The organism is Sporosarcina saromensis, from assembly GCF_054901285.1.
The window spans coordinates 741,230-764,545 of the sequence record NZ_CM142738.1 but is presented as its reverse complement, the minus strand read 5'-3'; the positions used below and the strand labels follow the sequence as shown (position 1 = coordinate 764,545).

Genomic DNA, 23,316 nt, shown 5'->3' with positions numbered 1-23,316 from the left:
CCTCCTCCTTTATATTTTTATAAAGGTTTCAACTTCTAAAAAGACCTTTATAACCAAAGCCAATTATGTCACAATTTGAACATAATTAGTAATACTAATTTCCCTATAAAACGTATAACTAAATAGTTATACTTTCATATGTAACAGGAATTTCGAAAGGGAGCAGATTGCATTGAAAGACCTAAGTGCGAGTTATTTAAAAGCAATTGCAGAATACGGCAGTATTTCAAACGCAGCGAAAGGGCTCTTCATTTCCCAGCCCTACTTAAGTAAATACATACAAAGGCTCGAGAAGGAACTAGGGGTAGAAGTCATTAACCGGCAATCCACGCCTGTGACATTAACGTATGCTGGTGAACGCTATCTTCACTATATGGATGACGTAGATGACGTCATTCAAACGATGCTAAACGAAATCCATAGTATTTCCAACTTGAAAAAAGGAAGACTAAAAATCGGTGTGAGCCACTTTCTGTCCACCTATACACTCCACCAATTGTTACCTGACTTTATGCTACGCTACCCCGGCATTGAAATTGAGTTGTTGGAAGACGCAACCGAAACTTTGGAGGCGTTACTCGTCCAAAATCAGATTGATGTATGTTTCAATTCTTTGCCGATCACAAATCATGACATCCTTTACGAGTTTCTGTACGATGAATACAATTACATTGTGATTCCACCCAATCATCCACTGGCCGTAAAATGTGTACCAGAAGACGAATTCGATCCTGCCGTATTAGATGGTGAAAAATTCATCGTGACAAAGCCCGGTTTAGGGTTGCGGCGATTTACAAACCAAATACTCGCGGAGTACCAAATTCATCCACAAATTATTTTAGAAACATCAAATACAGAAAACGCGTTGCGCCTCGCTAATAAAGGCGTCGCCATTACGATTGTCCCGCAATGCGTGATTGAAAATGCTTCTGAAAAGATTGAAGCCACCCTGTATCCATTAAAAGACCCAGCTTTTAAAAGCCATATTGTTCTTAGTTATCGAAAAGGCGCGCAACTAACACCCGCCACTCTTGCCTTTATCGAATTGGCAAAAGAGAAATTCCCTACAACTTAAGTCAAAAAGACAGCCCAACCTTAAATGGTTAGACTGTCTTTTTTCAATAATGGTTAGTTGTTATTTCTCTACTACATGTGCTTACTTCTCATTTTAACAAGTCCTCTGAAATAAGTTTAAATCCTTCAATCATCGCATCCTCTTCCACTTCAATGAGTATGCAACTTCTCCCGTTCACATCGACACGTCGAACGTAGCGCAAGTCTTGCGGACAGATGGAAATATCCGCTACTTTCGTGCTAATTTTTATGGACTTAGATGTATAACTCGGAACAACATGCCCTGCATTCATTTCATACGTTTTGTCGTCGAGCACTTTTTGAAAGGCCATTTCCACCTTATCTGAATCGACATCTTTCACACCACTCGCCTTAAGCACACGCTCGACTTCTTTTGTATCTAATGTAGGCGTTGTCTCTTCCGCATCTTTATCCTCTTCATCCACTTCGAGCATGCTTTGGATTTCATCATACACACTTGCTAGCGTACGCGAATCGACTTCATCCCCGATCACTTCTTTTACAATTTCTTCAAAAACCGTCTTATCGTCTTCTGCCGTCATCACTTCTTCACCGTTCAGCACATTCTCAATAAACTGGTAATTAGGCTTATTCGCCTTACCCGACGCATACAAAATATGATTCACGTCTGCCGCATTGGCCGTAAAGCAAGGGAATAAAAACCCTCCAATTGGAGACGTAATATTCACGACAGGGTCCACCGTCATACTCGATTTAAACTCTCTTTCCTGAAAATCAAAGATCAGTGAACGCTTCGGCAAATCAGTCTGATTCATACTGCACAAAATGAACGGCGTCGTATACACTTCGTCCCGAACGGCCGTTTCAGACTCGTCTTGACTCCGTTTCGTCGGTTTAAAATAATTCCCGCGAATGAAAGTAATAACCAAATCCTTCTCATAATGACCGTTTTGTACCATCTTTAACGCTAAGCGCTGCATATCTTCTTTCCATTGCGTTACGTCATCAGCATGAAGACCGTCATACAATAGTTTTTGTGCATGCTCCTCATTTTCCGCCTCTTCTTCCGATTGGCGTACAAACTTCACTTCAAACAGCTTCACACCTAGTTTACCACCGAGCACTTTTTTAAAATTGGTAAAAAACAAGTCCTGTTGCTCTTCATCCAGCAAAGAAAATGATTGGCTCTCTTCGTGGTAGATGTCAGTACTTTCCGCCTTAATATATACATTATAAATTGTCGTGATTTTTAACAAATCCGTACCTTGCTTAAAATGTTTGCGAATGTCTGCAATATCCTTCTTATTCATCAGTCCACCAACTCCTCAGATCATATATAACGTTTATCCATTCAACTTCAGCACAATAAAAAAGAGTAACCAAAGCGTCTGCTTTTGATACTCTTTTATTATAACAATGAACGAACGAAACACCTACATGCCAAAATACACTGGATTCGTTTTATATTCAACCAATTAGGAGCGATACTTCAATGCCAAACCTTTCAAGAAGTTCCGCGCATATCGGTCACCGCACTCTTTGTAATTTCGGTGCCCTTCTTTTCGAAGGACAGCACTTAATTCGCTTTTGGACAGATTCACGCCTGCTAGCTGTAACAGCTCAATCATATCCTCACTTGTGAGTGATAAGGCGATCTTCACTTTCTTCAACAAGATATTGTTTACATTCCGGTGGTCATTTGCCATTAAAAACTGCTTTTGTCCATTCGTAGGTGCATCTTCTTGAACGCCTCTTTTTAACGTTACCAATCCGTTTAAAAAGACCTCCAATGTTTGGATGTCAATGGTTTTAACAAATTCATTACTTTTTTCCTCGCTAACGACAGGCACTTTCGCCAACATTTCACGTACTTCCTCCGTTGTCGTTTCCACACCGCCTAGCGCAAAAATCTCCACCATTTCTTTGTCCTTTATATCAAGTGCATAACGCAGCCTGTTTAAAATGTCATTTGTTTGCATACAGATCACCTCGTCCTTTCCCGTTCGAACAGTAGTTATCAGTATAATGCTTCCGTGTAACCATTGTCCAATGAGCAAGTGAAAGACCTCATCAAATGACGAGGTCAATTCAAACGTAGTCTCTACTTTTTACTCGCCAAGCCATCTAATGACAGTGGCAGCCCATGTGTAGCCTGTACCGGCACTTACGGCTACGGCAAGGTCACCCTTTTTCAATCGACCTTCTTGTTGCGCTAGATGGAGACCAACGCACGGATCGAGTGAGGACATATGACCGTGATGGCTCAAATATATTGCTCGTTCTTCAGGTAGTTCGAGTGCACGCAGAAGTTCTTTGAACATCGATCGTTTTGTATGCAGAGGCAATAGGAGGCTAACGTCTTGAGGTGTATGTCCGCTTTTTTGAAGCGCTTGTCGAATGACTTGTTCAAAGTTTGAAATGGAAACAGGGTCTAACCGTTCTTTCATGGATTGAGGATCTTTTACATCAATATAATGCAAATTCTTTTCAACCGTTTCATGACTAGCAAAATGTTTTGATCCTCCTGCTACCGCGCGGACATCATCATGAAACGATCCATCCGTTAAAACTGCACTCGCTAACACTTCACTTACAGATGAATTTCTTGCTACTAAAGCTGCCGTTCCACCATCTGCAAAGTTAAACATGAAACGCGATCTCGGATTTGTGTAGTCCACGATTTGCGATTCTCTACACCCAGCAACAAGCAACACATTTTGAATGGAAGAATCAGCTACAATCATATCCTTGGCTACTTTTAAGGCGATCGGAAAACAAGAACTAACATTCATGATCTCAAACGCATACGCGTTCGTAGCCCCTAACGCATGCTGGATTTTCGGTGCACTTGACCAAACAGTATAATCTTTATGAGGACTTCCAAAATAGATGACAACATCGATTGCCAAAGGGTCAATCCCTTCCAACGCCTGTTTACCTGCAGCAATTGCAAGGTCGGATGCATGAAGGCTGTCATCTGCTACATGCTTTTGCACTAACCCAAATTTCTCAACGATAACCTGCTCTGGTATGCCCGTTTTCATGGCCAAATCTGCCGCTGTCTCTACTGTGGAAGGGAAAAAAGCCCCTGTCGACTGAATCCCAACGCTCATCAAATCACTCCTCCTTCTAGTGGCACTTTCATTTTAGCTGTCCCGGTCAATACAGTCTGCTCAGCCTGATTAAAACACTCCGTCAATAGTGTTAAAATTCTTCTGTGCTCATCAATTTCCAGGACAGTCGCTTTTGCTGTTATCGTATCTCCGATAAAAACCGGAGCCGTAAAACGAATACTTTGTTCTACGTAAACAGACCCCCTCCCTGGAAGATGAACGCCAAGCAACTGGGATAGTAAACTTGACGTTAACAGACCATGCGCAATTCGCTCCTTAAACCTCGTTTGTTTGGCATATTCTTTATTCATATGAACAGGGTTGAAATCACCACTAATCCCGGCAAACAATACGACGTCTGTTTCCGTTATTGTTTTACAGCACGACGCTTGCTGTCCAATTTCATAACCGAACACTTCTTCACCCTCTTTTTATTAGTTGTGTCTTAAGAATTTTCCCTGTGGCATTTTTCGGCATTTCATTTAAAAACGTCACGTGTTTTGGAATTTTGTACTTTGCTAACGAACTTTTACAATGCGCTAAAACTGCCGCTTCTGTTAAAACGCTTTCATTTCCTAGGACAATAAATGCTTCAGGAACTTCTCCCCAACGTGGATCGGTGTTTCCAACGACAGCCACTTCCAACACACCTGGTATCTGACGTATTACTTGTTCAACTTCCAATGGATAGATGTTTTCCCCTCCCGAAATGATCATTTCTTTTTTTCGCCCGACAATGAATACATAGCCTTCTTCGTCAGTCCTGGCAAGATCACCTGTGAACAACCAACCGTTTTTAAGTGTTTCATTGGTCGCTTCTGGGTTCTTCCAATATTCTTTCATTATGTTGGGCCCTTTCACGGCAAGTTCTCCAACCTCACCTGGACCGACTGCATTTCCATTTTCATCGACGAGCTGATACGCTACAAACAAGACCGGTTTACCAATGGACCCTCTTTTTCTAGGAGCATCCTCTTTTGAGAGCATGAAAAGTGTAGGGGATGTTTCGGACATCCCGAATCCTTGACCAAATAGGAAGCCCTTCGCAAAATACGCGTCAATGAGTTCACGTGGACAAGGGGCTCCGCCATTATAAAACCAGCGGACTGTGCTCAAATCGGTTGTATCGAATGAAGGACTCATCAGTAGTGCCTGGTGAATAGTCGGTACGCCCATCACAATTGTCACATTGTGCTCCTCTATCATCTGCAATGCGTTTTCAGGATCAAACTTGCCCGGAATGACGATTGTTCCACCAGCAAACAGCGTCGGAAGGGCAAATAAGCCAATTCCACCAATATGAAAAAGAGGCAGCAATACAATGCTTCGATCTTCCGCAGTCAAATTAATCGCAAGCTTGTTATTAATAGCATTCCAAAACATATTCCGTTGTGTCAGTACCGCCCCTTTCGGCTTCCCTGTCGTACCAGACGTGTAACAAATAATGTATGGCGCTTCTTCATCGATTTCACTACTACATATCGGAACACTTTCAGTTTCAGCACATACGGTTTCCATTGTGAGATGGTGCTCCAACGCTGTCTGCTCAACGAATGAATGTATGAACTGCTCATTACCTGCTTCATAAACAAGAAGACTCGCGCTACTATTATTTAATTGATAGACAAGCTCTTTTGCACTTAACCGAATGTTAAGCGGTACTGCCACGCATTCAATTTTTGCAATAGCAAAGAGGAGAACAATGTATTCAAGCCGATTTTGAGATAAAATTGCGATTCGTTCACCTTTCCTCTCACCTAAAACTTTTTTCATCTTCCAAGCCGCCGTGTCAATCATAGTATTCAATTGTTCGTAGGACACTTTTTCTTCATCTGTAATGATTGCTGTACGATCTGGTTGTATGAGTGCCCATTTTGCGATCCAATAGGCAATCCCTTCCATGAAATCCCTCCTTCATTACTTTTTTAAACCGTCAAAAATAAGCGCCATTGCCGCATCAAACGCTTCTTCAGGTACGTCTTTCTTCTCCCAATACACCCACCGCATCCCTAAAAACTGTCCAATCGACATTAAACAGTACGCCACAGTCTCCTGGTCAAGATCCTTAAACTCTCCCGCTTCCACCCCTTGGGCTAAACTTTTTAAGAAGCCGTTTGCAAGCTTGCCATAATACCAACGGAACAAGTCCTGATCGACAACAATCGCTTGCTGAACGATGCTATATAAATTCGGATGATTTTTCACCCAACTGAAAAATGCATAAAAACCGTTTCGTTGCGCTTCTTCGTATGTTGTATGATTTTGCATTCCTTCCTTAATTGCACTACGCAAGTCACGGCTATAGCTACGAATCAATTCATCGAAAATGTCTTTTTTTGAAGGGAAATAGTTATAAAACGTCCCTTGCGCAACATTTGCCTGTTGTGAAATATTTACAATCGATGTTTCGAAATAGCCTTTCTTGCCAAACACCTCTTCAGCTGCTCTTAACAGCTTTTGGCGCGTTTCTATTCCTTTAGGGGTTAATGTTTTATCAGCATCAACATTTTTTATTGACATATGAATCACCTCTCAGTTTTCAGTATAGAACATTGTTAATAGATTGACAATATAGTTTTTAAATAATCTGAATGTAAAGAAGGAAATAAATACTGAAAAGAAGGATTTCCAATGTCTGTCACGAAAAGTATATGTATGAGAGAGGAGAATTTTATGAAACCACCAATTGCAAAACGCATTCCTTATGCTCACAAGTTGCATGGCGATGTGCGCGAAGATGATTATTATTGGCTGAAGGATAAAAACGATCCTGAAGTCATCCGTTATGTAGAGGAAGAAAACCGCTATTACGAAGAGGTCATGCAACCACTTGAAGCACTGACGGAGCATATTTATCAAGGCATGATTGATCGGGTACCTGAAACGGAAGTTGATGTTCCTGTCCAACGGGGTGACTATTTTTATTATGCTCGACTGGACAAAACGAAACAATATCCGATTCACGCTCGAAAAAAAGCAGCGAGCAGAAGCCTCTTGCAGGATACCGCCGAAGAAATTTTGCTCGATTTGAATGAACTAGCAACGGACGGTGACTATTTAAATGTTACTGAACAGCGGGTAAGTGCTGACCATAAGCAGTTAGCTTATTTGGAAAACCGAGATGGGACAGATCGTTATACGATTTTCATTAAGAACCTGGTAACAGGAGAACTGCTAGCAGATCGTATTGAAAACGTATTTTTGTATGGCAGTATGGAATGGAGCCATTGCGGTACATACATTTTTTACGTGACTGTTGACGAAAACCAACGACCTAGCCGATTGTGGCGTCACCAGTTAGGCGAAGATACGAAAAATGACGTGCTCATTTACGAAGAACACGATACGACGTTTTCACTATTCATTTCTCATTCGCAAAGTGGAAGATTCATCTTTGTTACGTCGTCTTCGACTACTACAAATGAAATTCAACGGATCGATACACATTCACCGTTGTCGCCGATCCAACAAGTAGGCGGAAGACGGGAAGGCATTCTCTACGACATTGAGCACTGGGGAAATGATTTGCTCATTTTAACAAATGAAGGGGCGTTGAACTTCCAACTTCTTCGCTGCCCAATTGATGACGTTCATGCAAGGACCAACGTCGTTCCATATGACGAGAAAAAATACCTACAGGCAATGTACCCGTTTGAAGATAAACTTCTCGTCTCAGGAAGAGAGAATGGACTGACGCAAATTTGGGTATTTCAAGATGATGAGTTAACGCCTCTACAATGGGACGAGTCGCTCTACACAGTGTCAGTTATATCCAATCAAAGCTACGAATCGACAGAAGTACTTCTTACCTTTGAGTCCTTATTGACACCAGAAACGACGTACGGGTTGAATTTGCAAACGGGCGAGAAACGAGTGCTACAAGTTGCACCTGTAAATGGGTACTATGACTCTTCAAACTTCCGTCAAGAACAACTGTGGGCGACGGCTGATGATGGCGTCAAAGTGCCGATGACAGTTGTTTACCGTGCTGGTGCTTTCGATCATGGACCTGCGCCCTTACTATTGACTGGATACGGTTCCTACGGAGCAAATAGTGATCCCTATTTCAACCCATACCGCCTGCCTTTGCTAGAAGAAGGCATCGTCTTCGTTACCGCACAAGTGCGTGGCGGATCAGAGATGGGACGGCAGTGGTATGAAGATGGGAAAATGCACAACAAACGCAACTCATTTACGGATTTCATTGCTGCAGCAAAACATTTAATTGCCAACGATTACACGACATCCGATCGATTGGCAGCTCGAGGAGGAAGTGCAGGCGGCTTGCTCGTAGGGGCTGTAGCCAACATGGCTGGTGAACTATTTCAAGTGATCGTTCCTGAAGTCCCCTTTGTCGATGTCGTTACAACGATGCTCGATACAAGTATTCCCCTCACTACGTTGGAGTGGGACGAGTGGGGCAACCCGCAAAACCGTGAAGACTATTTCTATATGAAATCGTATAGCCCATACGAAAACGTGGAAGCGAAAAACTATCCACACTTGTACATTACGACCGGTCTGAACGATCCGCGCGTCGGCTACTGGGAACCTGCTAAATGGGTTGCTCGCCTACGTGATATGAAAACCGATGACCATGATATTGTCCTCAAAACGAACATGGGCGCCGGTCATTTTGGCGAATCCGGCCGCTTCAACCAATTGAAAGAATCCGCAGAATGCTATGCATTTATCGTCGATCGACTGGGTGTAAATGTTGCATTAAAAACGGCAAATTCCCGTTGAAACGAAGTGTCGTTCTTTCATAACACATAATGTGTGATTAATAAACAAAACCACCTAAAACAAGAACAACTCAATGTTTTAGGTGGTTTTTCTATTATATCTTCGATTCAATTTCTCCTTTTAATACCGATACATCTGCTTCAACAAGCTTTCTGCTTTCCTCATCCTTAATGTTCTGAACGAACTCTTCAGCAAGCAGTAAGCTCTTTTTAGCTTCAGTTGATTGCCTTAATAGCAATTGCGCTCGTGCTTGCGCTTCATAGGCATACGCAATAAAAAATGGCGCAAGATCTGCTTCATGGCTAACCGACACACATTGCTTTGCATAATATAATGCCTGTTCCCCATTCTCTACGACTGCATACACTCTTGAAAGTTGCCAATAGCCAATCGATAGGTTTTGAGGTGTATGGTCCTCTACTTGTGTCCAATGCCAAAAGGACGTGTGGCATAGATGAATCATTTGCTCCTTTTCTGCTTGCGTACGATTACGCTTGTCCAATAGATCCCACGTCTGATTAAAACAATTAACTGCTAATTGTTTATGTGAGAACTTTTCTTGTTGGTTGTCCATATGCATTCTCCTAACATTTTGTACTCGTCTCTATCTATTTCTATCTCTTTTATATTTCTCCTTTAAATAAGATATTGATGAAAATTAAATGAGGCCAATACAGAACAATGATAGTCCGCTTCTTTCCGCTCTGAACTTTTAAATAGAATTAAAAAAATATGCATGACGGGGAGTATCCCTTCATGCACATTTATAGTTTTGACCTTCTCATCTATACAATCAAAGTTGACCTTACTACAGTACTGGTTGAATTCATTTGATGACAAATGAATCTACTACTTCCTTGTTCAAGGATACCCCGATCATTGAATACCTATTAGCTATTCCACAACCCAGCATTTTCTAATGCCTTTTTACCTTTAAACGCGAAGAGAATAGAGACCACATTCAAAAGCAACATGATAAAAATCGTATACAAAACATACGTATAGCTACCAGTATATTCAAAAATAAAGCCATATATCGGTAAAGCAACAATCCCTGCAACTGCTAATCCAGTTATGGCAAGTCCATAAATCTGACTGAACTCTTTATTGCCAAATAGTGCGGTCGTTAGAAGAGGCCCTAATGTTCCAAGAGAAGCAACAACGAATCCATATAGACCAGCAGCAACTGTAAAGATCAATGGATTTTCAGGCGTTAATAAAAGCAGGCCAACTGGCACTAACCCTAAAAGCATGGCGAAAATCGCTGTATTTTTTACCCCTATTTTATCACTGAGGTAGCCGAAGAATAATGCTCCGATTACAACACCTACCGACCACGAGCCCATTGCATTACCCGCAAACTTGATATCATACCCTAATCCCATTGCAAATGGTGCTACATGTTGGTTAAAAGCAGCTATTGAGGTTTCGCAGAAAAAGAAAAATAGTAGAAAATAAAATGCACTTGATTTTTTAGCGATCGCCAACGTCACGCCACTAGCTATTGTTTGAACTTTCGTTTCTTCATTTTGCTGAACTTCATCCACTCCATATGGCTGTAAACCTTTTTGGAGTGGGGCCATTCTAATCGTTAATAGAACAACTGGAATAACAACCGCCATTACGCCTATCCCTAAGAAAAAATACGTATTTCTCCAACCTTCATTGGCAATTAAGTTACCTGCTACAGGTTGAAGAAAAGCGCCTATTAAACCACCTGCTCCCACCATAATCCCTAACGCCAAACCTCTATGTTTTTTAAACCAGTTATTAATAAGTACAGGACCAGCTAGTTGTGTTACGATTACAGATCCCATTGACATAGGAATCGCAAACAAATACCAACCCCATACAGAGTTCATGAATCCAAACATTGCAAAGGATCCTGCCTCCAACGTAACTGCTACTAATAACAGTATTCTAATATTGTATTTCGCTATCAATTTTCCTGCAATTGGCAAAAATAACATTGTGACAATTGATGCGATACTGAAGTACAATGTTAAGCTACCCATTCCAATACCTAAATCTTCTGTAACAGGAGTTAGAAATAATCCACCTGTAGTCATAATGCCACCTTTAGCAGCACCTACCATTACAACTAAACCTACTAAAACCCACCAAGCATAGTGAATTTTCTTCTTCTTTGACTGACTCATGATGTGTCCTCGATTCAACTATTGGATTGCCGTTTTTAAAATTGAGTATTCTTATTTTGTTCATTAAATTAAATAATGAATATCAATATATACATAATTATCTCAATGAATAGTGCTAAACTTTTTTCGGTTTAATACTATTCATTGAATAACTAATAAACAGCTTCGCAATAGTAACTCGATACGGATATTGTGTCAATCCTATGACGATTATTTCTTGCACTCCAAAAAAATCCTGTTACGAGTTGAAATTAATAATTCTTCATGCTAAATGGCTTTTGAGCCGCTAACCTTCTCAAATTACTGTGTGTATTCAATTTTGACTCAACTAATAAACCCGAAGATGCTACTATTATCGTTACAGGAATAGAGAAAATCATAAATAATTAATTCTAAAGGAGTGTACCTAAATACACATAGCTGATAGAATAAGAGCATATTATTTAAACATATTGAACGATTACATATAGCTTGTTAGTAGGATAAAAGATATGGCAACAAACTACACGCAAAGGAGTTACTTCTTATGGCATTCAACATTTATTACTATGAAAGTAATGTAGACTGCAAGTTTTGCAAGAAGCGTTTCACTACATACAAAGTACGTCCAAATCGCTATAAACTAGTTGAGGAACATACAGATTTCATGCCGGTCTATGAAGGATTAAATCCATTGTTATATGAAGTCGCTGTTTGTCCCCATTGTGGGTACGCCTATCACAAGTCCATGACAAGAACCTATGGACCTTTCATGCTACTTATAGATGAATTGTACATCAAAGAATTGAAAAAACCGGTGAACATTTGTCAGGAACGTACGATAGATGACGCGATTGTAAGCTATAAGTTAGCGTACCTCGTATCAAAAGCATCGATGGAAGAGCCCTTACTAATGGCCAACATTGCATTAAAAATTGCGTGGCTCTATCGTTTAAAAAGCGAGTCAGAATTAGAAATGCGTTACCTTGATTCCGCTAGAGACTTTTATAGCAAGTCCTTTGCTTCAAATCAGGAAGGCAATGAACGAATTCAATATTTACAAGCAGAGCTTAGTCTTCGTCTAGGGGATAGTAAAGAATCCAAAAAGGGGTTTTCCCGTTTAATCTCAGATCGGAGCACTTCAAATAAATACCGAAAGTTAGCTCGCGATCGTTGGGAAAACTATAAGTATAACGAAAATACGAATGAAAGCATTTATTAAGAAGCAAGGAGCGAAGTATTGTGCAACTGTTTGGGAAAAAATAGACGTAAGAGAAGAAGATATTTTTTCGGAATTACTCCACTTTTTACTAAGGAAAAATAATCGTCTTTTATCGAATGATGAAGTCGTTGAACTAACAGGTGTTTCGTCCAACTTGCTTTATAAATGGGTGAAATCCGGAAAACTAAAAAACACCATCTTTCCAAATATCGGTGCACCCTGTGATCGATGCGGAAAATTAACGCATTCAAATATATGCGTAAGCTGCTCTACCTCTATCGTCAACACATTAAAACAAGAAGAAAAAGATCAAGAGTGGTTTAACAGAATCCAACGAAATGATCGACGTACGAGTACATATTATTATAGATAACGAATTGAAAGTTCTACTAGTGTGCCATTATAAAACTTCCTCTCGTTGTGAGTCACATAAGTTCAATGAGACATGAAGTTTTATAATGGCTTTTATTTAACAAACCTATTTATGCTAGATCTTCTGCCAGAAACATTCATGTGACCTTCTAAAAACCGCACATATTTATCATACGGTTCACCGCACTATGTCTAAATGCGGTTTTAAATTGCACTTAAATATAAATCGAGCGAAGCCTCAACTTCTTTCTCAACTAACTCAACGAAGTCCTCATAGTCATTTGTCGTATGTGCTTTATCTAGTGCATTATAATAAGCTAATCGATTTTCTACACGAATAATAATTGGTGGGTAACCAAACTTCATTAACTCTAAGTTTAATAATAGTCGTGATGTGCGACCATTCCCATCAATAAATGGATGGATGCCAACAAAGATTGCATGCAGCATTGCACCACGGACAATCGGATGTACATTTTGAGCTTCTCCGTCATACCAGCTCATTAATGCATCCATTTCTTCTTGAATTTTGAATGGTGGTGGAGGTGTATGCACTGCACCTGAAATAAATACTTGTTGGTCTCGGTAAACACCCGCATAACTATCATCAATCCCTTTTAAAACAAGGCGGTGTAAATTTTTAATTTGCCATTCTGAAAAAGGCTCCTCATTATGCACAACGTCTTCTACGTAGGAAATCGCATCTCGGTGATTAATAACTTCTAAATGCTCTCGCATCGTTTTCCCACCAACAGTAATCCCTTCAAGTACTACTTTCGTTTCGTTAATTGTTAATGTATTACCTTCGATAGCATTGGAATTATATGTCCATTCTAGAAAAAGCTTTTCACGTAAACTTTGTACTGTGTATTTTGGTAATGGTCTTTTTGCGTCTAGCTGTTGTTTCTTTAAATCAATTCGTTCGAACATATTTTCAACCCCTTTATGTAACTTTACATCATGTGACTCGGATTTTGAAAAAGAACACAAAAAACAAGCAACACGCATTAAAGATTTCCCTTTATAAAAAATTTTAAGCTTATAGTGAATCAAAATAAGCCATAAAAACATGAAATCTATCTGTTTCTATGACTTTACTACAAACCGCACTCACTTATAGTAAGGTTCATCGTAACGTATCTAAGTGCAATTTAAGTTCAATAAACACACCTTTAAACTTACATTTACACTAAATTAATGCATTGTATACTTAACATAAAGGCAGGAGGAATGTATTTTATGTCGTTCATTACTCAAGAACAAACACTGAAAGTCTTAGTTGGCTTCAATCCTTGGCGGAACACAGAAAAACTCCCTTAACTCGCCCAGTGAAAAGATTAGCTTTTTATGAAGCAATTGTTCAATGGGCTAATGATTCGAAAACGAAGGGGCTATCATCGTTACTAAAAACAATGATGATTATGGTATCACAAAACATACCACTGAAACTCCAGTTATAAGAATCCCTGCATTTGCATTTTTATATTAACTTGGAAATGCTGAAAAAGAAGGGTATGCAAATCAAATGTAAGCTTAAATCAAATAGCTTTGTAATTACTTTAGAGGTTACAACCAACTTTCCGTACATGTAATAGTTTTGTTAATCGTATTTAAGCTAACATTCTTCCCAATTGCTAAAGGAAACATAGGATGAGTATGACAACAATCTACTTCCGCTAAAATCGGAATTGCCGCCCCATCCAACTGTTCAAGTAACAAATCAATTGGCTTTCTTCCCGTACCTTGATCATCATACTGTTCATGTTTTCCTAAAATAATTCCCGATACCTTTTCAAAAATACCATGAAGTTTCAACATAGCCATATTCTTTTCCACTATAGAAGCACTTTTCATTGTATCTTCAATTAAAAGGATGTCACCTTGTTTAATTTCAGGGAAATAAGTAGTTCCAATGAAGCCATACATTGCATTATTGTTCCCACCTATCAATCGCCCTTCCACAACACCTGGATTCAAGGCAATCCATTTATTTTCAATTAGTTGTTTTGGGTGGTCGAAATCTAACCAATTTACAAGTTCATCTGACCAATAATTTGGCATTTGAATTGTATATGGAATCAAGGTTTCATCACAAAAATATTGTTTAAAATATGCATATGTATCCGAAACTAACGGTTCAAACTCTCCAAATGACGCTACTAATGCTGGTCCGTAAAATGTGGGAATCCCTGTTTTCGCATACAAAGCTAATAGAACAGCCGTTGCATCCGAATAACCTACAATGATTTTGGGGTTTTGTTTAAATGCTTCATAATCGATAAATGGCAACATACTATTTGAATTCGTCCCACCAATCATTGACATAATCATTTTGACTGATGGATCACGTAATAAAGAATTAAATTCTTCTGCACGTTCTCTAGGTGTACCTGAACGATAAAAATCCTTTTTTCCTGAAAGGGCACCGTCTTTTATAAAAAAACCTTTGCTTTCAAGAAATTGCTTTCCACGAATGTATCTCTTTTCTGCTGTAACTGAAGCAGGAGATGAAGGAGTAAAAATTCCAATAGTATCGCCTTTTTGAAGCTTATAAACCATTACAATCAAACCTTTCAAGTTAATTTTTCCATATTATATTATGTATTAGTTGGAGTTTTCGCCTCATCATTAAAAGAACACCTAAAAATTTGTTGATTTGACGCTTTAGGTGTTCTCTTTGTTAACCGCACTTACTTATGGTACGGTTCACTTTTTCTTAATGGTAAAGATAATTCACCAGCGCTTGATTGAATTGTCTTTTGGATGAATAATATTTTTCCACATAAAAGAATAGTAAAAATCGACCATACTACCGATATGATGTACAGTAATCCCACAGTGTCGGAATCCATTTTAAAATTCCGTAACGCTGGTACTCCAATGTAAAAAGGCATTTGGATATATATGAAGTACATGATACCTAGATAGATTATTAAAATGAAACTAATGATACTAATCTTCTTGAAATTGGGCTTCCTAAAAGAAATCTTTTTCGTTCCTTTAAATAGTTGAAAAATAGTTAATCCCACTATATATAAGATTAAAATGCTAAAGGTAATTACAATAATAAGGGTTAACTGCACAAGAAAATGGACTTTTAAAAAGTCCTTCACCAACAATTCCGTTGGGGTGCCACCATCCATTATTCTATAAAGATTAAAACCAGAGTGATACGTTATATCCTGTTTAGAATTTGCTAAAAGGATAAGTCCAAAGGTTTTGTCGGATGAAAGTACAATAGTTGACGTAAATCCTGGTAAACCACCATCCATCGAAATATTATGTGGGTACACATTCCAGTTGTATCCTTTACCGTATTGATTGGGGTTGAACATTTGATCTATGCTATTATGACTAATTAATTTACCATTTGGCCCTTGCCCATCGTTTAATAATAAACCTAAAAACTTTGATAAGTCATCGACATTTGATGATAGCCCAGCAGATCCGGATGTGGCATACACTAATTCTTCTTTATAAGGTTTTATCTTTCCCCAGTGATATCGATGACCCATTGCGGTATTTGACAATTGACTGTCATCAAAAGTGAAATATCCTGTCCGGTTCATATTAAGTGGAGTAAAGAAGTTTTCTTCCATATACTGTGTGAAGGATTTCCCTGTCACCTCTTCTATTACTAACTGTAGCAAGTCCGTATTCATATTGGTGTATTCATGAACAGTTCCCGGTTTACCCACTAACGTAACATTCTTTAGTTTGTTTTTAATTTTATTTATAATTTCTTTGCTCTCTACATTACTAATCTCATGTACATTTAACCTACCCGGTAATCCACTGGAGTGGTTTAGTAGGTGCTCAATTTTGATTTCATTAGAAAGCAAAGTATCTTTTGTAGAAAACCAAGGAAGATAATCAACCACGGGCTGTTCAATATCTATGTAACCTTCCTCTTGGAGTTTTAGGATACCCAATGAAACGAATACTTTCGATACTGAACCTAAATGAAAATTAGTGCTTTCGTTTATTAGTTCAGATTTATCTCCTACATTTAAAGTACCGTAGCCTTTAGAATATATAACACCATTCCTATCCACTAATGAAAATGCCATACCCGGAATATTATGTGTCCTCATGTTATATTCAATTTCTTCGTCAATCATTTTAATTTTTTCTTCTAAATTATCAATAGTTGCGGAAGCCTCAGTAGAGTAGGCTAAAAAGAAGACTACAAAATGGAAGCACACAGTAAAAGTCTAAATGTTTGAGTTCTTATCTTAGATCTCTCCCTTATTTCATTTATAAAAAACAGACCCCTAAATATTTTATGAGATCTGCTTATTGTGAATTTTAATTAAATTATAACATTATTTGCTAGTGGGTCTACTTATAAATTTCCTAAAATATTCTTACTTATGACTATTTCCACCCTCTGTTTTACCACTATTTGTGATACGGTTCTCCTCACCATAAATAAAGGAGGTTTTTGAACTATAATTTATATCCAGCCCTTTTCAGTTGCTTTTTGTACAGCCTGCTGCCTTGTTTCAACTTCGAGCTTTTGAATGGATAAAGATAAATAGTTCCGAATTGTGCCTTTAGTCAGGAATAGCCTATTACTAATTTCATTCGTCGTATAGCCATCCTTCACGAGCTTCAGTACATTGATTTCCCGGTCATTCAGAGGATTTTTTTCATTCATAAATAAAGCAGCGGCAAGATCCTGACTGATTACCCTTTCACCTTGCATAATTTTGCGTATTGCACCAATTACATATTGGATAGGCTCGTCTTTCAGAACATATGCTTCAATATTCAGATCCATTGCTTCCTGCAAATAACCGGCTCTCGCAAAGGTTGTCATAATCATAATTTTGCACGGATAATTGTGATGTCGTATTCTCGCAGCTACTTCCAACCCGGACAAATGCGGCATTTCAATATCCAAAATGCATACATCCGGCTTTTCCTTTTCAATTAAAGCCCATGCTTCTGCTCCATCTGCTGCTTCACCCACAATATGTAAATCATTCTCAAGCTCCATAATGGATATTAAGGCACCTCTCAGCAGTTGCTGATCCTCAGCGATACTAAGTCTAATCATTTCACGCCCTCCCGAATCGGATCCAGTGGTATAATCAGAAGCACCTTTGTTCCTTCCTGATCATACTTCACTTCGGCATTTCCCTTTAATGACCTCATCCGTTCCTTCATTGTAAACAGTCCATTGCCATGCTGCTTTTCGGATAAACCGATTCCGTTATCGATAATAGCTACTTCTACACGGTCTTCATTCTGATATAGATGTATTCTGCAATCCGCAGCATGACTGTGCTTTACAACATTCGTTACCGCTTCTCGTATACTGTAGGCAAGCATTGTTTCCTGCACACTAGACAGCAGAATATTGGTAAGCTGATGATCAATCTGCACACGGATACCGGCATTCTTAAGCAACTGCTCACTATGCTTAAGCTCTTCCTGCAAGGATAAAAAATTTATTTCCGATATAATTTCACGCACCTGCTTATGTGCTGTTCGGACTGTTAGAATCATATCATCAAGTTCCTTATGAATCTTGTGATTCTCGTTTGGCACCAGCCTGGAAACGAGCTCTGTTTTTACCTTTATGACCGTCAGCGTATGCCCTAAAGTATCATGCAGATCGCGGGCAATCCGCTGACGTTCCTGCTGCATGGCAATGTGAACCGACGCTTCATCAACCTCACGCTGAAGCAGCTTGGATTTTTCAATATAATAGCGTAACCACGGCAACAGCAGGATAAAAAGCATAACCGCCAGGACAATTGACTGAGCATTTGAAAACAGGACCTCCTGATAGCGCCAAACGAGACTGGCTAGGAGGAGGAAATTTACGCACGTAGCAATCCATAAAATATGCCGGTTGACAGCGCGCCCGACAAAATCTGCAAAGGCAAACTGAAAGAAAATCCACTGTGGACCGCTTAAATAAGCCAAATATGCTGTCATAATAAAACCAAGTACAACAGCAGGAAGCAACAGACCATCCTGATACCATAGTGCCGTGTAATAGGCGCCTATATAAATGACGATTAATAAAACCTTAAAAACAAGTGACGGAATCTGCTCCGAGACGACAACCGCATAGCTAAATAGCAGGACGGTTAGTACATCAATAAATAAATAATATCTTGCCTGACTTTTAGGATACCATTCCAGCATCTAACCCCCCTATCTTTCCAGCCTCTGCAGCATTCCCTTCCGCAGCCATTCGACCGGCCCATAAGGGAATATAGTTAACCACATATTCGCCAGTATAATTTGCCCTGCTACTATCATACAAAAAACCCCTATAATTTCCACACTATTTAGAGTACCTCCAAGGCCTAAACCCCATCCGTAGAAAATAGCTGTAGCAGTAATGTTTTGCAGAATGTAACAGCTTAAAGACATACGCCCCGTTTTCTCAAGCCACTTCCACATTCTCCACGTACCGCACTTCCGTACAAAAAAAGCAATCAGTCCTAAATAGCCTAATGCCAGGACAGGGGCAAACAGATAACGGACAGGTAAATCAAATAGACCGCCTGGTACAAAAGTCAACAGATTCAAAGGCAGACCTAGACCTAACCCCCAAATGAGCAGTTTCCATTGAATGGCAATTCCGCGCTCAGTAAAGGAGAACGCACCACTGCGCATCAGCTTTATACCAACAATAAATAAAATAATATTTAAAGGAATAATAAAGATTGCCTCTGCTCTAAAGAATATAAAATTCATGAGACGATTCTGGACCTGATCCAGCCATGTTCCCTCTGCATATATTGCGATCAACTGTGGCGAGCTTGCCATTGAAAACGCCGGCCCAAACAGCATGGAAGTAAAAATTAGAGCAAGCAGCCCTAAATGAATAGCTCCTGCAACCCATAACGCCCTTTTCATCACCCGCTCTCCGCGCTTTAGTATGACCGCAATAATTCCTGCTGTGACGCCATAGCTCATGAGCACATCATACTCCATTACAAGTACGTAGTGCAGAAGACCTTCCACTATTAAAAATACGATTACCCATTTATACATACCGATCCAAGGCTTATTGTGCCTAATGGATTGCTGATATTTAATCTCCATCCCTACTCCGAACATTATCGTTAACATGCCAAGCAGCTTGCCGTTAAATACGAACAGTACAAGGAGGCGTAAAATATCATCCATACTCGGCCAACTGGTAAAATCCGTAGTCGTTATATACTTTAGATCCCCTAAATGGGCAAAAATCCAAATATTCGTTCCAAGTGTCCCCAAAATAGCGAATCCTCTTAAAATATCGATCAATGCTATACGTTTCATATAAATGCCCCTCCATTTCTGTACATTTATCGTACATTACAGGGCATCCATGAAAATATCGACAGGCGTCAATAGATACAGATGACACTTGTCAATTATAAAACGTAGAAAAAACCGCACTCACTTATGATACGGTTCCCCCCGCATAATCCGAAACGCACGATACACTTGCTCCAACAACACCAACTTCATCAGCTGATGTGGAAACGTCATCTTGGAAAACGACAACAGCTCATCCGCCCGTTTGATAACATCACTGTGTAAGCCAAGCGATCCGCCTATGACAAATACAATCTTACTTTTTCCATACGTCATTAACGATTCAATAGCCGTTGCCAATTCTTCAGAAGTTTTCTGTTTTCCTTCTATCGCCAATGCGATGACGTGTGCGTCTGCTCCGATTTTGGCGAGTATTCGGTCGGCTTCTTTTTTCTTCACAATTTCCATGTCTGCTTCACTTAACGATTCAGGTGCTTTTTCATCGGCCACTTCGACGATGTCGATTTTCGCGTATGCGCCGAGTCGTTTGGTGTATTCTTCGATGCCCATTTTTAAATATTTTTCTTTTAGTTTTCCTACTGAAACAATTGTAATATTCACAGGTTGTCCACCTCTTTTAAAAAGTTATAAACAGAACTTATGCACATATCCACAGGACTTATCTACATCTTGTGCCCGATTATTCGTTCGCCACAATATACCTAACGGGTGTGTCACAATACGTGCAAGTTGTGGATATCTTTTCGTCGGTTTTGATTTCTTCTAAAATCGGAAATGTTTCTTCCGTTGCAATAAAGTCGTCAATCGCTTGATCTATATGGTTTTTACAACTTTGGATTTTCAATGTCTACACTTCTTTCTATCGGTTTATTTTACACAATGTTATGCACATTTCTTCATTTTTATCCACATGTCGATAAATTGCATTGAAAAACAGGCAGAATAGCGGTTGTTTTGCTAGGCTGCCTGTTGTGGATAAATAAATTGTTACATCCCTATGAAAAGTGTAACATTGTATGGAATTTTATGCGCTCTTTCTTTGCAATTCGTTAGAATGTATTGCCGTCTTTTAGTTCCATTTCAATCTCGATCAGCTTTCCTTCTCTATATACCTTCATGGTCATCTGATCGCCAACTTCTTTCTTGTTGTATAAATGCTTGCGCAGGTTCACCATGTCTTCAATCTTTTCCCCATCCATCTCAACAATGACATCGTATCGTTCGACGCCAGCTGCCTCTGCTGGCGTATTGCGGAATACTTCCGTGACAATCACACCTGTCGTTACGTCTTTCGGTAATTTCAACACTTCTTGTTGCTGTTGATACGGGACGTCTCGTAAGTCCAGGAGGCTTACACCCATCGTTGGGCGGTTCACCGTTCCAGTCATCTCAAGATCTTGGATAATCGGGATGGCGATATTAATTGGAATGGCAAGACCAATCCCCTCAACGGTTTCCTGCGTAATTTTCATGGAGTTAATGCCAATCAGTTGTCCTGCTACATTAATGAGCGCTCCACCCGAGTTCCCTGGGTTGATGGCTGCATCTGTTTGAAGAACATCCGCTTGCCAATCGACGGTTCCGTTTTGATCAAGATCGATTGGAATGGAGCGGTCTTTTCCTGACACAATTCCCATCGTGACAGAGCCGGCGAATCCTAATCCGAGTGGGTTCCCAATTGCAATCACCGTTTCTCCACGTTTCAAAGCATCTGAATCGCCAAATTCAATAGCTGTTTTGACATGTTCTGCGTCAATCTCGACGACGGCTAAGTCTGTCCATACGTCACTGCCAATGAGTTTGCCATCCACTTTCGTTCCATCGTCGAAAGTAATTTCAAGCTCTTGGGCGTTTTCTACGACATGATGATTCGTCACAATGTATGCTTTGTCGCCTGTCTTCTTGTAAATGACACCCGAACCCGTTCCTCTTTCTTGTGTCGTCTCTGTTGATGACCAAAAGTCACGTACTGTTTGCATATTTGTTATACCAACAACTGTGTCCGCCACTTTCGATACAATTTCAGTGACATCTGTATTCACATCGAGTGAGATGCGTTCAGTCGTCAAATTGCTCTCTCCCGTTGTTTGCTCTAAAACAGATGAATTCGATTCATTTCCCAGCGTAGCATTCATTAACAACCAAACGACTACGCCACCAATAAGGGCTCCCAACAAGGCTGGAAGAAAACCGCCTCGACGCTTTGTGTCCTTTTTCGGTCTCTCACTGTATCGCATCGGTTCTGCTTGTTTTTCAAGTTCCACATTCGTCCGATTCTCGTGATTGACTGCATCTACATAATCCGAATCATTACCTATTCCTTCTTCTATACGATTCGGTTCTTGACGTATTTCATCCTCTGAATGATTGGCTCCTTCCATATTAGGGACATCCGAATTCCGTTTGTCATCCTCCCGCCGAGGACCTTGCTTGTATTCATCCATAGACCTCACCCTTTCAACAGACAGTTATTTTCACTTTACCCTAAATAACTTGTTTAAAATCAAGTACGTTGTCCCACTTTTTGTAGATTCCTTGAATTTTATTGAAAAAAACCTTACCCGTAGGCAAGGTTCTTTGTTTCTATTAGACAGTGACAAGCGTTGTCGGTTGTTCCGCATCGGTATCATGTAAGTGAACGAATTCCCCGGTGCGGATGCCGCATGCTTCCAAAGTTTGCGAAACACTCATCCTTGCCAGATCTTTCATATTATTATCCTTGCTCAGATGTGACAAATAAATGCTTGTTTGTTTTTCCGCAACCACTTCACTCATTGCAATTGCAGCATCCTCGTTCGATACATGGCCAACATCGCTTAAAATCCGTCGTTTAATCGACCATGGATAACGACCCATTTGCAACATGCTGACGTCATGATTACTTTCAAACACAAACGCGTCTGATGCTGCAATATGGCCTTTCATCCGATCGCTCACATATCCTGTGTCGGTTATGATGGAAAGCTTTCGGTCTTTTTCATGAAATACATAGAACATCGGATCGACAGCATCGTGCGAAACGGCGAATGACTGGATGTCGAGCGTTCCGAATGACAGGGACGTTTCCATATTAAAATGAAAACGTTGTTCTAATGGAACTTCACCGACAAGCCCATTCATCGCGTTCCACGTCTTTTCATTCGCATAGATCGGTACTTTATGTCTTCTTGCTAGTACGCCGATACCTTTTATATGGTCACTATGTTCGTGCGTTACAAGAATACCATTCACATTTTCCATGGAGCGACCGATTGCCGCCAGTTGTTGCTCAATTCGTTTCGCACTTAACCCTGCATCGACCAAAAAAGCATGGTCATCTGTCTCGACATATATAGAATTGCCCGTACTCCCGCTTGCGAGCACACTAAAACGCATTATA

22 protein-coding genes are annotated in these 23,316 nt (G+C 39.9%); 4 read left to right on the top strand and 18 right to left on the bottom strand.

The window, feature by feature from the left end; genetic code table 11:
* Positions 1-172 precede the first annotated feature (172 nt).
* Positions 173-1,075 carry a LysR family transcriptional regulator gene (locus ACVHUV_RS03660; protein ID WP_462086146.1) on the top strand — a complete coding sequence of 301 codons (903 nt, stop codon included), beginning with the start codon at positions 173-175 and terminating at the stop codon, positions 1,073-1,075.
* An 88-nt stretch (positions 1,076-1,163) separates the two neighbouring features.
* On the opposite strand, the gene ACVHUV_RS03655 is transcribed toward ACVHUV_RS03660, so the two are convergent.
* The 6 genes from ACVHUV_RS03655 to ACVHUV_RS03630 all read right to left on the bottom strand — a co-directional run bounded on the left by ACVHUV_RS03655 (position 1,164) and on the right by ACVHUV_RS03630 (position 6,689).
* The gene (locus tag ACVHUV_RS03655) at positions 1,164-2,366 is read right to left on the bottom strand and encodes a DUF4317 domain-containing protein (RefSeq protein WP_317945241.1); all 1,203 of its coding nucleotides are present in this window, start codon (positions 2,364-2,366) and stop codon (positions 1,164-1,166) included.
* A 165-nt stretch (positions 2,367-2,531) separates the two neighbouring features.
* Complete coding sequence (locus ACVHUV_RS03650) at positions 2,532-3,041, bottom strand: YehS family protein (protein WP_462086849.1); 510 nt, start codon at positions 3,039-3,041, stop codon at positions 2,532-2,534.
* 123 nt (positions 3,042-3,164) lie between these two features.
* Positions 3,165-4,169 (bottom strand): 3-oxoacyl-ACP synthase, encoded by a 1,005-nt coding sequence (locus ACVHUV_RS03645; RefSeq protein WP_462086145.1) that lies wholly within the window; start codon positions 4,167-4,169, stop codon positions 3,165-3,167.
* Positions 4,169-4,585 (bottom strand): MaoC family dehydratase, encoded by a 417-nt coding sequence (locus tag ACVHUV_RS03640; RefSeq protein ID WP_462086144.1) that lies wholly within the window; start codon positions 4,583-4,585, stop codon positions 4,169-4,171. Before ACVHUV_RS03640 ends, ACVHUV_RS03645 begins: the two co-directional genes overlap by 1 nt.
* Positions 4,586-4,589: 4 nt before the next feature.
* Positions 4,590-6,071, bottom strand: a complete 1,482-nt coding sequence (locus ACVHUV_RS03635) for an o-succinylbenzoate--CoA ligase (protein ID WP_462086143.1) — start codon at positions 6,069-6,071, stop codon at positions 4,590-4,592.
* A gap of 15 nt (positions 6,072-6,086) precedes the next feature.
* A complete protein-coding gene (locus ACVHUV_RS03630) occupies positions 6,087-6,689 on the bottom strand; it encodes a TetR/AcrR family transcriptional regulator (protein WP_462086142.1) in 603 nt (200 codons plus the stop codon).
* A gap of 153 nt (positions 6,690-6,842) precedes the next feature.
* Here ACVHUV_RS03630 and ACVHUV_RS03625 point away from each other — a divergent pair, with 153 nt between their 5' ends.
* On the top strand, positions 6,843-8,915 hold the full coding sequence (locus ACVHUV_RS03625; RefSeq protein WP_462086141.1) for a S9 family peptidase: 2,073 nt from the start codon (positions 6,843-6,845) through the stop codon (positions 8,913-8,915).
* Positions 8,916-9,009: 94 nt separating this feature from the next.
* Here ACVHUV_RS03625 and ACVHUV_RS03620 read toward each other — a convergent pair whose 3' ends face one another.
* Positions 9,010-9,489 carry a hypothetical protein gene (locus tag ACVHUV_RS03620; protein WP_462086140.1) on the bottom strand — a complete coding sequence of 160 codons (480 nt, stop codon included), beginning with the start codon at positions 9,487-9,489 and terminating at the stop codon, positions 9,010-9,012.
* A 316-nt stretch (positions 9,490-9,805) separates the two neighbouring features.
* On the bottom strand, positions 9,806-11,074 hold the full coding sequence (locus ACVHUV_RS03615) for an MFS transporter (protein WP_462086139.1): 1,269 nt from the start codon (positions 11,072-11,074) through the stop codon (positions 9,806-9,808).
* A gap of 526 nt (positions 11,075-11,600) precedes the next feature.
* On the opposite strand from ACVHUV_RS03615, the gene ACVHUV_RS03610 reads away from it, so the two are divergent.
* Together ACVHUV_RS03610 and ACVHUV_RS03605 are read left to right on the top strand one after the other, a co-directional pair.
* Complete coding sequence (locus ACVHUV_RS03610; RefSeq protein ID WP_462086138.1) at positions 11,601-12,275, top strand: DUF2225 domain-containing protein; 675 nt, start codon at positions 11,601-11,603, stop codon at positions 12,273-12,275.
* The gene (locus ACVHUV_RS03605; RefSeq protein WP_462086137.1) at positions 12,259-12,648 is read left to right on the top strand and encodes a hypothetical protein; all 390 of its coding nucleotides are present in this window, start codon (positions 12,259-12,261) and stop codon (positions 12,646-12,648) included. Before ACVHUV_RS03610 ends, ACVHUV_RS03605 begins: the two co-directional genes overlap by 17 nt.
* 203 nt (positions 12,649-12,851) lie before the next feature.
* Here the strand turns inward: ACVHUV_RS03605 and ACVHUV_RS03600 are convergent, their stop codons facing one another.
* From ACVHUV_RS03600 to ACVHUV_RS03555, 10 genes are all read right to left on the bottom strand, one after another.
* On the bottom strand, positions 12,852-13,577 hold the full coding sequence (locus tag ACVHUV_RS03600; RefSeq protein WP_462086136.1) for a Fic family protein: 726 nt from the start codon (positions 13,575-13,577) through the stop codon (positions 12,852-12,854).
* A 636-nt stretch (positions 13,578-14,213) separates the two neighbouring features.
* Positions 14,214-15,206, bottom strand: coding sequence for a S66 family peptidase (locus ACVHUV_RS03595; RefSeq protein WP_462086848.1), 993 nt, complete (start codon positions 15,204-15,206; stop codon positions 14,214-14,216).
* Between the two features lie 131 nt (positions 15,207-15,337).
* Complete coding sequence (locus tag ACVHUV_RS03590) at positions 15,338-16,768, bottom strand: serine hydrolase domain-containing protein (protein ID WP_462086135.1); 1,431 nt, start codon at positions 16,766-16,768, stop codon at positions 15,338-15,340.
* A gap of 335 nt (positions 16,769-17,103) precedes the next feature.
* Positions 17,104-17,709 carry a response regulator transcription factor gene (locus ACVHUV_RS03585; RefSeq protein WP_462086134.1) on the bottom strand — a complete coding sequence of 202 codons (606 nt, stop codon included), beginning with the start codon at positions 17,707-17,709 and terminating at the stop codon, positions 17,104-17,106.
* Entirely contained in the window at positions 17,706-18,809 is a 1,104-nt protein-coding gene (locus tag ACVHUV_RS03580; protein ID WP_371390757.1) for a sensor histidine kinase, read from the bottom strand. The genes ACVHUV_RS03585 and ACVHUV_RS03580 overlap by 4 nt, the downstream gene beginning before the upstream one ends.
* A gap of 9 nt (positions 18,810-18,818) precedes the next feature.
* On the bottom strand, positions 18,819-19,937 hold the full coding sequence (locus ACVHUV_RS03575) for a DUF418 domain-containing protein (protein WP_462086133.1): 1,119 nt from the start codon (positions 19,935-19,937) through the stop codon (positions 18,819-18,821).
* A 120-nt stretch (positions 19,938-20,057) separates the two neighbouring features.
* Positions 20,058-20,537, bottom strand: a complete 480-nt coding sequence (rlmH, locus tag ACVHUV_RS03570) for a 23S rRNA (pseudouridine(1915)-N(3))-methyltransferase RlmH (RefSeq protein WP_317945271.1) — start codon at positions 20,535-20,537, stop codon at positions 20,058-20,060.
* Positions 20,538-20,616: 79 nt separating this feature from the next.
* A complete protein-coding gene (locus tag ACVHUV_RS03565; RefSeq protein WP_371390759.1) occupies positions 20,617-20,781 on the bottom strand; it encodes a CxxH/CxxC protein in 165 nt (54 codons plus the stop codon).
* A 205-nt stretch (positions 20,782-20,986) separates the two neighbouring features.
* Positions 20,987-22,381: a S1C family serine protease gene (locus ACVHUV_RS03560; protein ID WP_462086132.1), complete on the bottom strand. Its 1,395-nt coding sequence runs from the start codon at positions 22,379-22,381 to the stop codon at positions 20,987-20,989.
* A 142-nt stretch (positions 22,382-22,523) separates the two neighbouring features.
* Positions 22,524-23,312, bottom strand: coding sequence for an MBL fold metallo-hydrolase (locus ACVHUV_RS03555; RefSeq protein WP_462086131.1), 789 nt, complete (start codon positions 23,310-23,312; stop codon positions 22,524-22,526).
* Positions 23,313-23,316 lie beyond the last annotated feature (4 nt).

What these genes read in the sequence shown, in the direction of transcription:
- ACVHUV_RS03655 (WP_317945241.1), bottom strand. Translation starts at nt 2,366, where the DNA reads ATGAATAAGAAGGATATTGCAGACATTCGCAAACATTTTAAGCAAGGT.
- ACVHUV_RS03645 (WP_462086145.1), bottom strand. Translation starts at nt 4,169, where the DNA reads ATGAGCGTTGGGATTCAGTCGACAGGGGCTTTTTTCCCTTCCACAGTA.
- ACVHUV_RS03635 (WP_462086143.1), bottom strand. Translation starts at nt 6,071, where the DNA reads ATGGAAGGGATTGCCTATTGGATCGCAAAATGGGCACTCATACAACCA.
- ACVHUV_RS03630 (WP_462086142.1), bottom strand. Translation starts at nt 6,689, where the DNA reads ATGTCAATAAAAAATGTTGATGCTGATAAAACATTAACCCCTAAAGGA.
- ACVHUV_RS03625 (WP_462086141.1), top strand. Translation starts at nt 6,843, where the DNA reads ATGAAACCACCAATTGCAAAACGCATTCCTTATGCTCACAAGTTGCAT.
- ACVHUV_RS03620 (WP_462086140.1), bottom strand. Translation starts at nt 9,489, where the DNA reads ATGGACAACCAACAAGAAAAGTTCTCACATAAACAATTAGCAGTTAAT.
- ACVHUV_RS03615 (WP_462086139.1), bottom strand. Translation starts at nt 11,074, where the DNA reads ATGAGTCAGTCAAAGAAGAAGAAAATTCACTATGCTTGGTGGGTTTTA.
- ACVHUV_RS03610 (WP_462086138.1), top strand. Translation starts at nt 11,601, where the DNA reads ATGGCATTCAACATTTATTACTATGAAAGTAATGTAGACTGCAAGTTT.
- ACVHUV_RS03605 (WP_462086137.1), top strand. Translation starts at nt 12,259, where the DNA reads ATGAAAGCATTTATTAAGAAGCAAGGAGCGAAGTATTGTGCAACTGTT.
- ACVHUV_RS03600 (WP_462086136.1), bottom strand. Translation starts at nt 13,577, where the DNA reads ATGTTCGAACGAATTGATTTAAAGAAACAACAGCTAGACGCAAAAAGA.
- ACVHUV_RS03595 (WP_462086848.1), bottom strand. Translation starts at nt 15,206, where the DNA reads ATGGTTTATAAGCTTCAAAAAGGCGATACTATTGGAATTTTTACTCCT.
- ACVHUV_RS03590 (WP_462086135.1), bottom strand. Translation starts at nt 16,768, where the DNA reads ATGATTGACGAAGAAATTGAATATAACATGAGGACACATAATATTCCG.
- ACVHUV_RS03585 (WP_462086134.1), bottom strand. Translation starts at nt 17,709, where the DNA reads ATGATTAGACTTAGTATCGCTGAGGATCAGCAACTGCTGAGAGGTGCC.
- ACVHUV_RS03580 (WP_371390757.1), bottom strand. Translation starts at nt 18,809, where the DNA reads ATGCTGGAATGGTATCCTAAAAGTCAGGCAAGATATTATTTATTTATT.
- ACVHUV_RS03575 (WP_462086133.1), bottom strand. Translation starts at nt 19,937, where the DNA reads ATGAAACGTATAGCATTGATCGATATTTTAAGAGGATTCGCTATTTTG.
- ACVHUV_RS03560 (WP_462086132.1), bottom strand. Translation starts at nt 22,381, where the DNA reads ATGGATGAATACAAGCAAGGTCCTCGGCGGGAGGATGACAAACGGAAT.
- ACVHUV_RS03555 (WP_462086131.1), bottom strand. Translation starts at nt 23,312, where the DNA reads ATGCGTTTTAGTGTGCTCGCAAGCGGGAGTACGGGCAATTCTATATAT.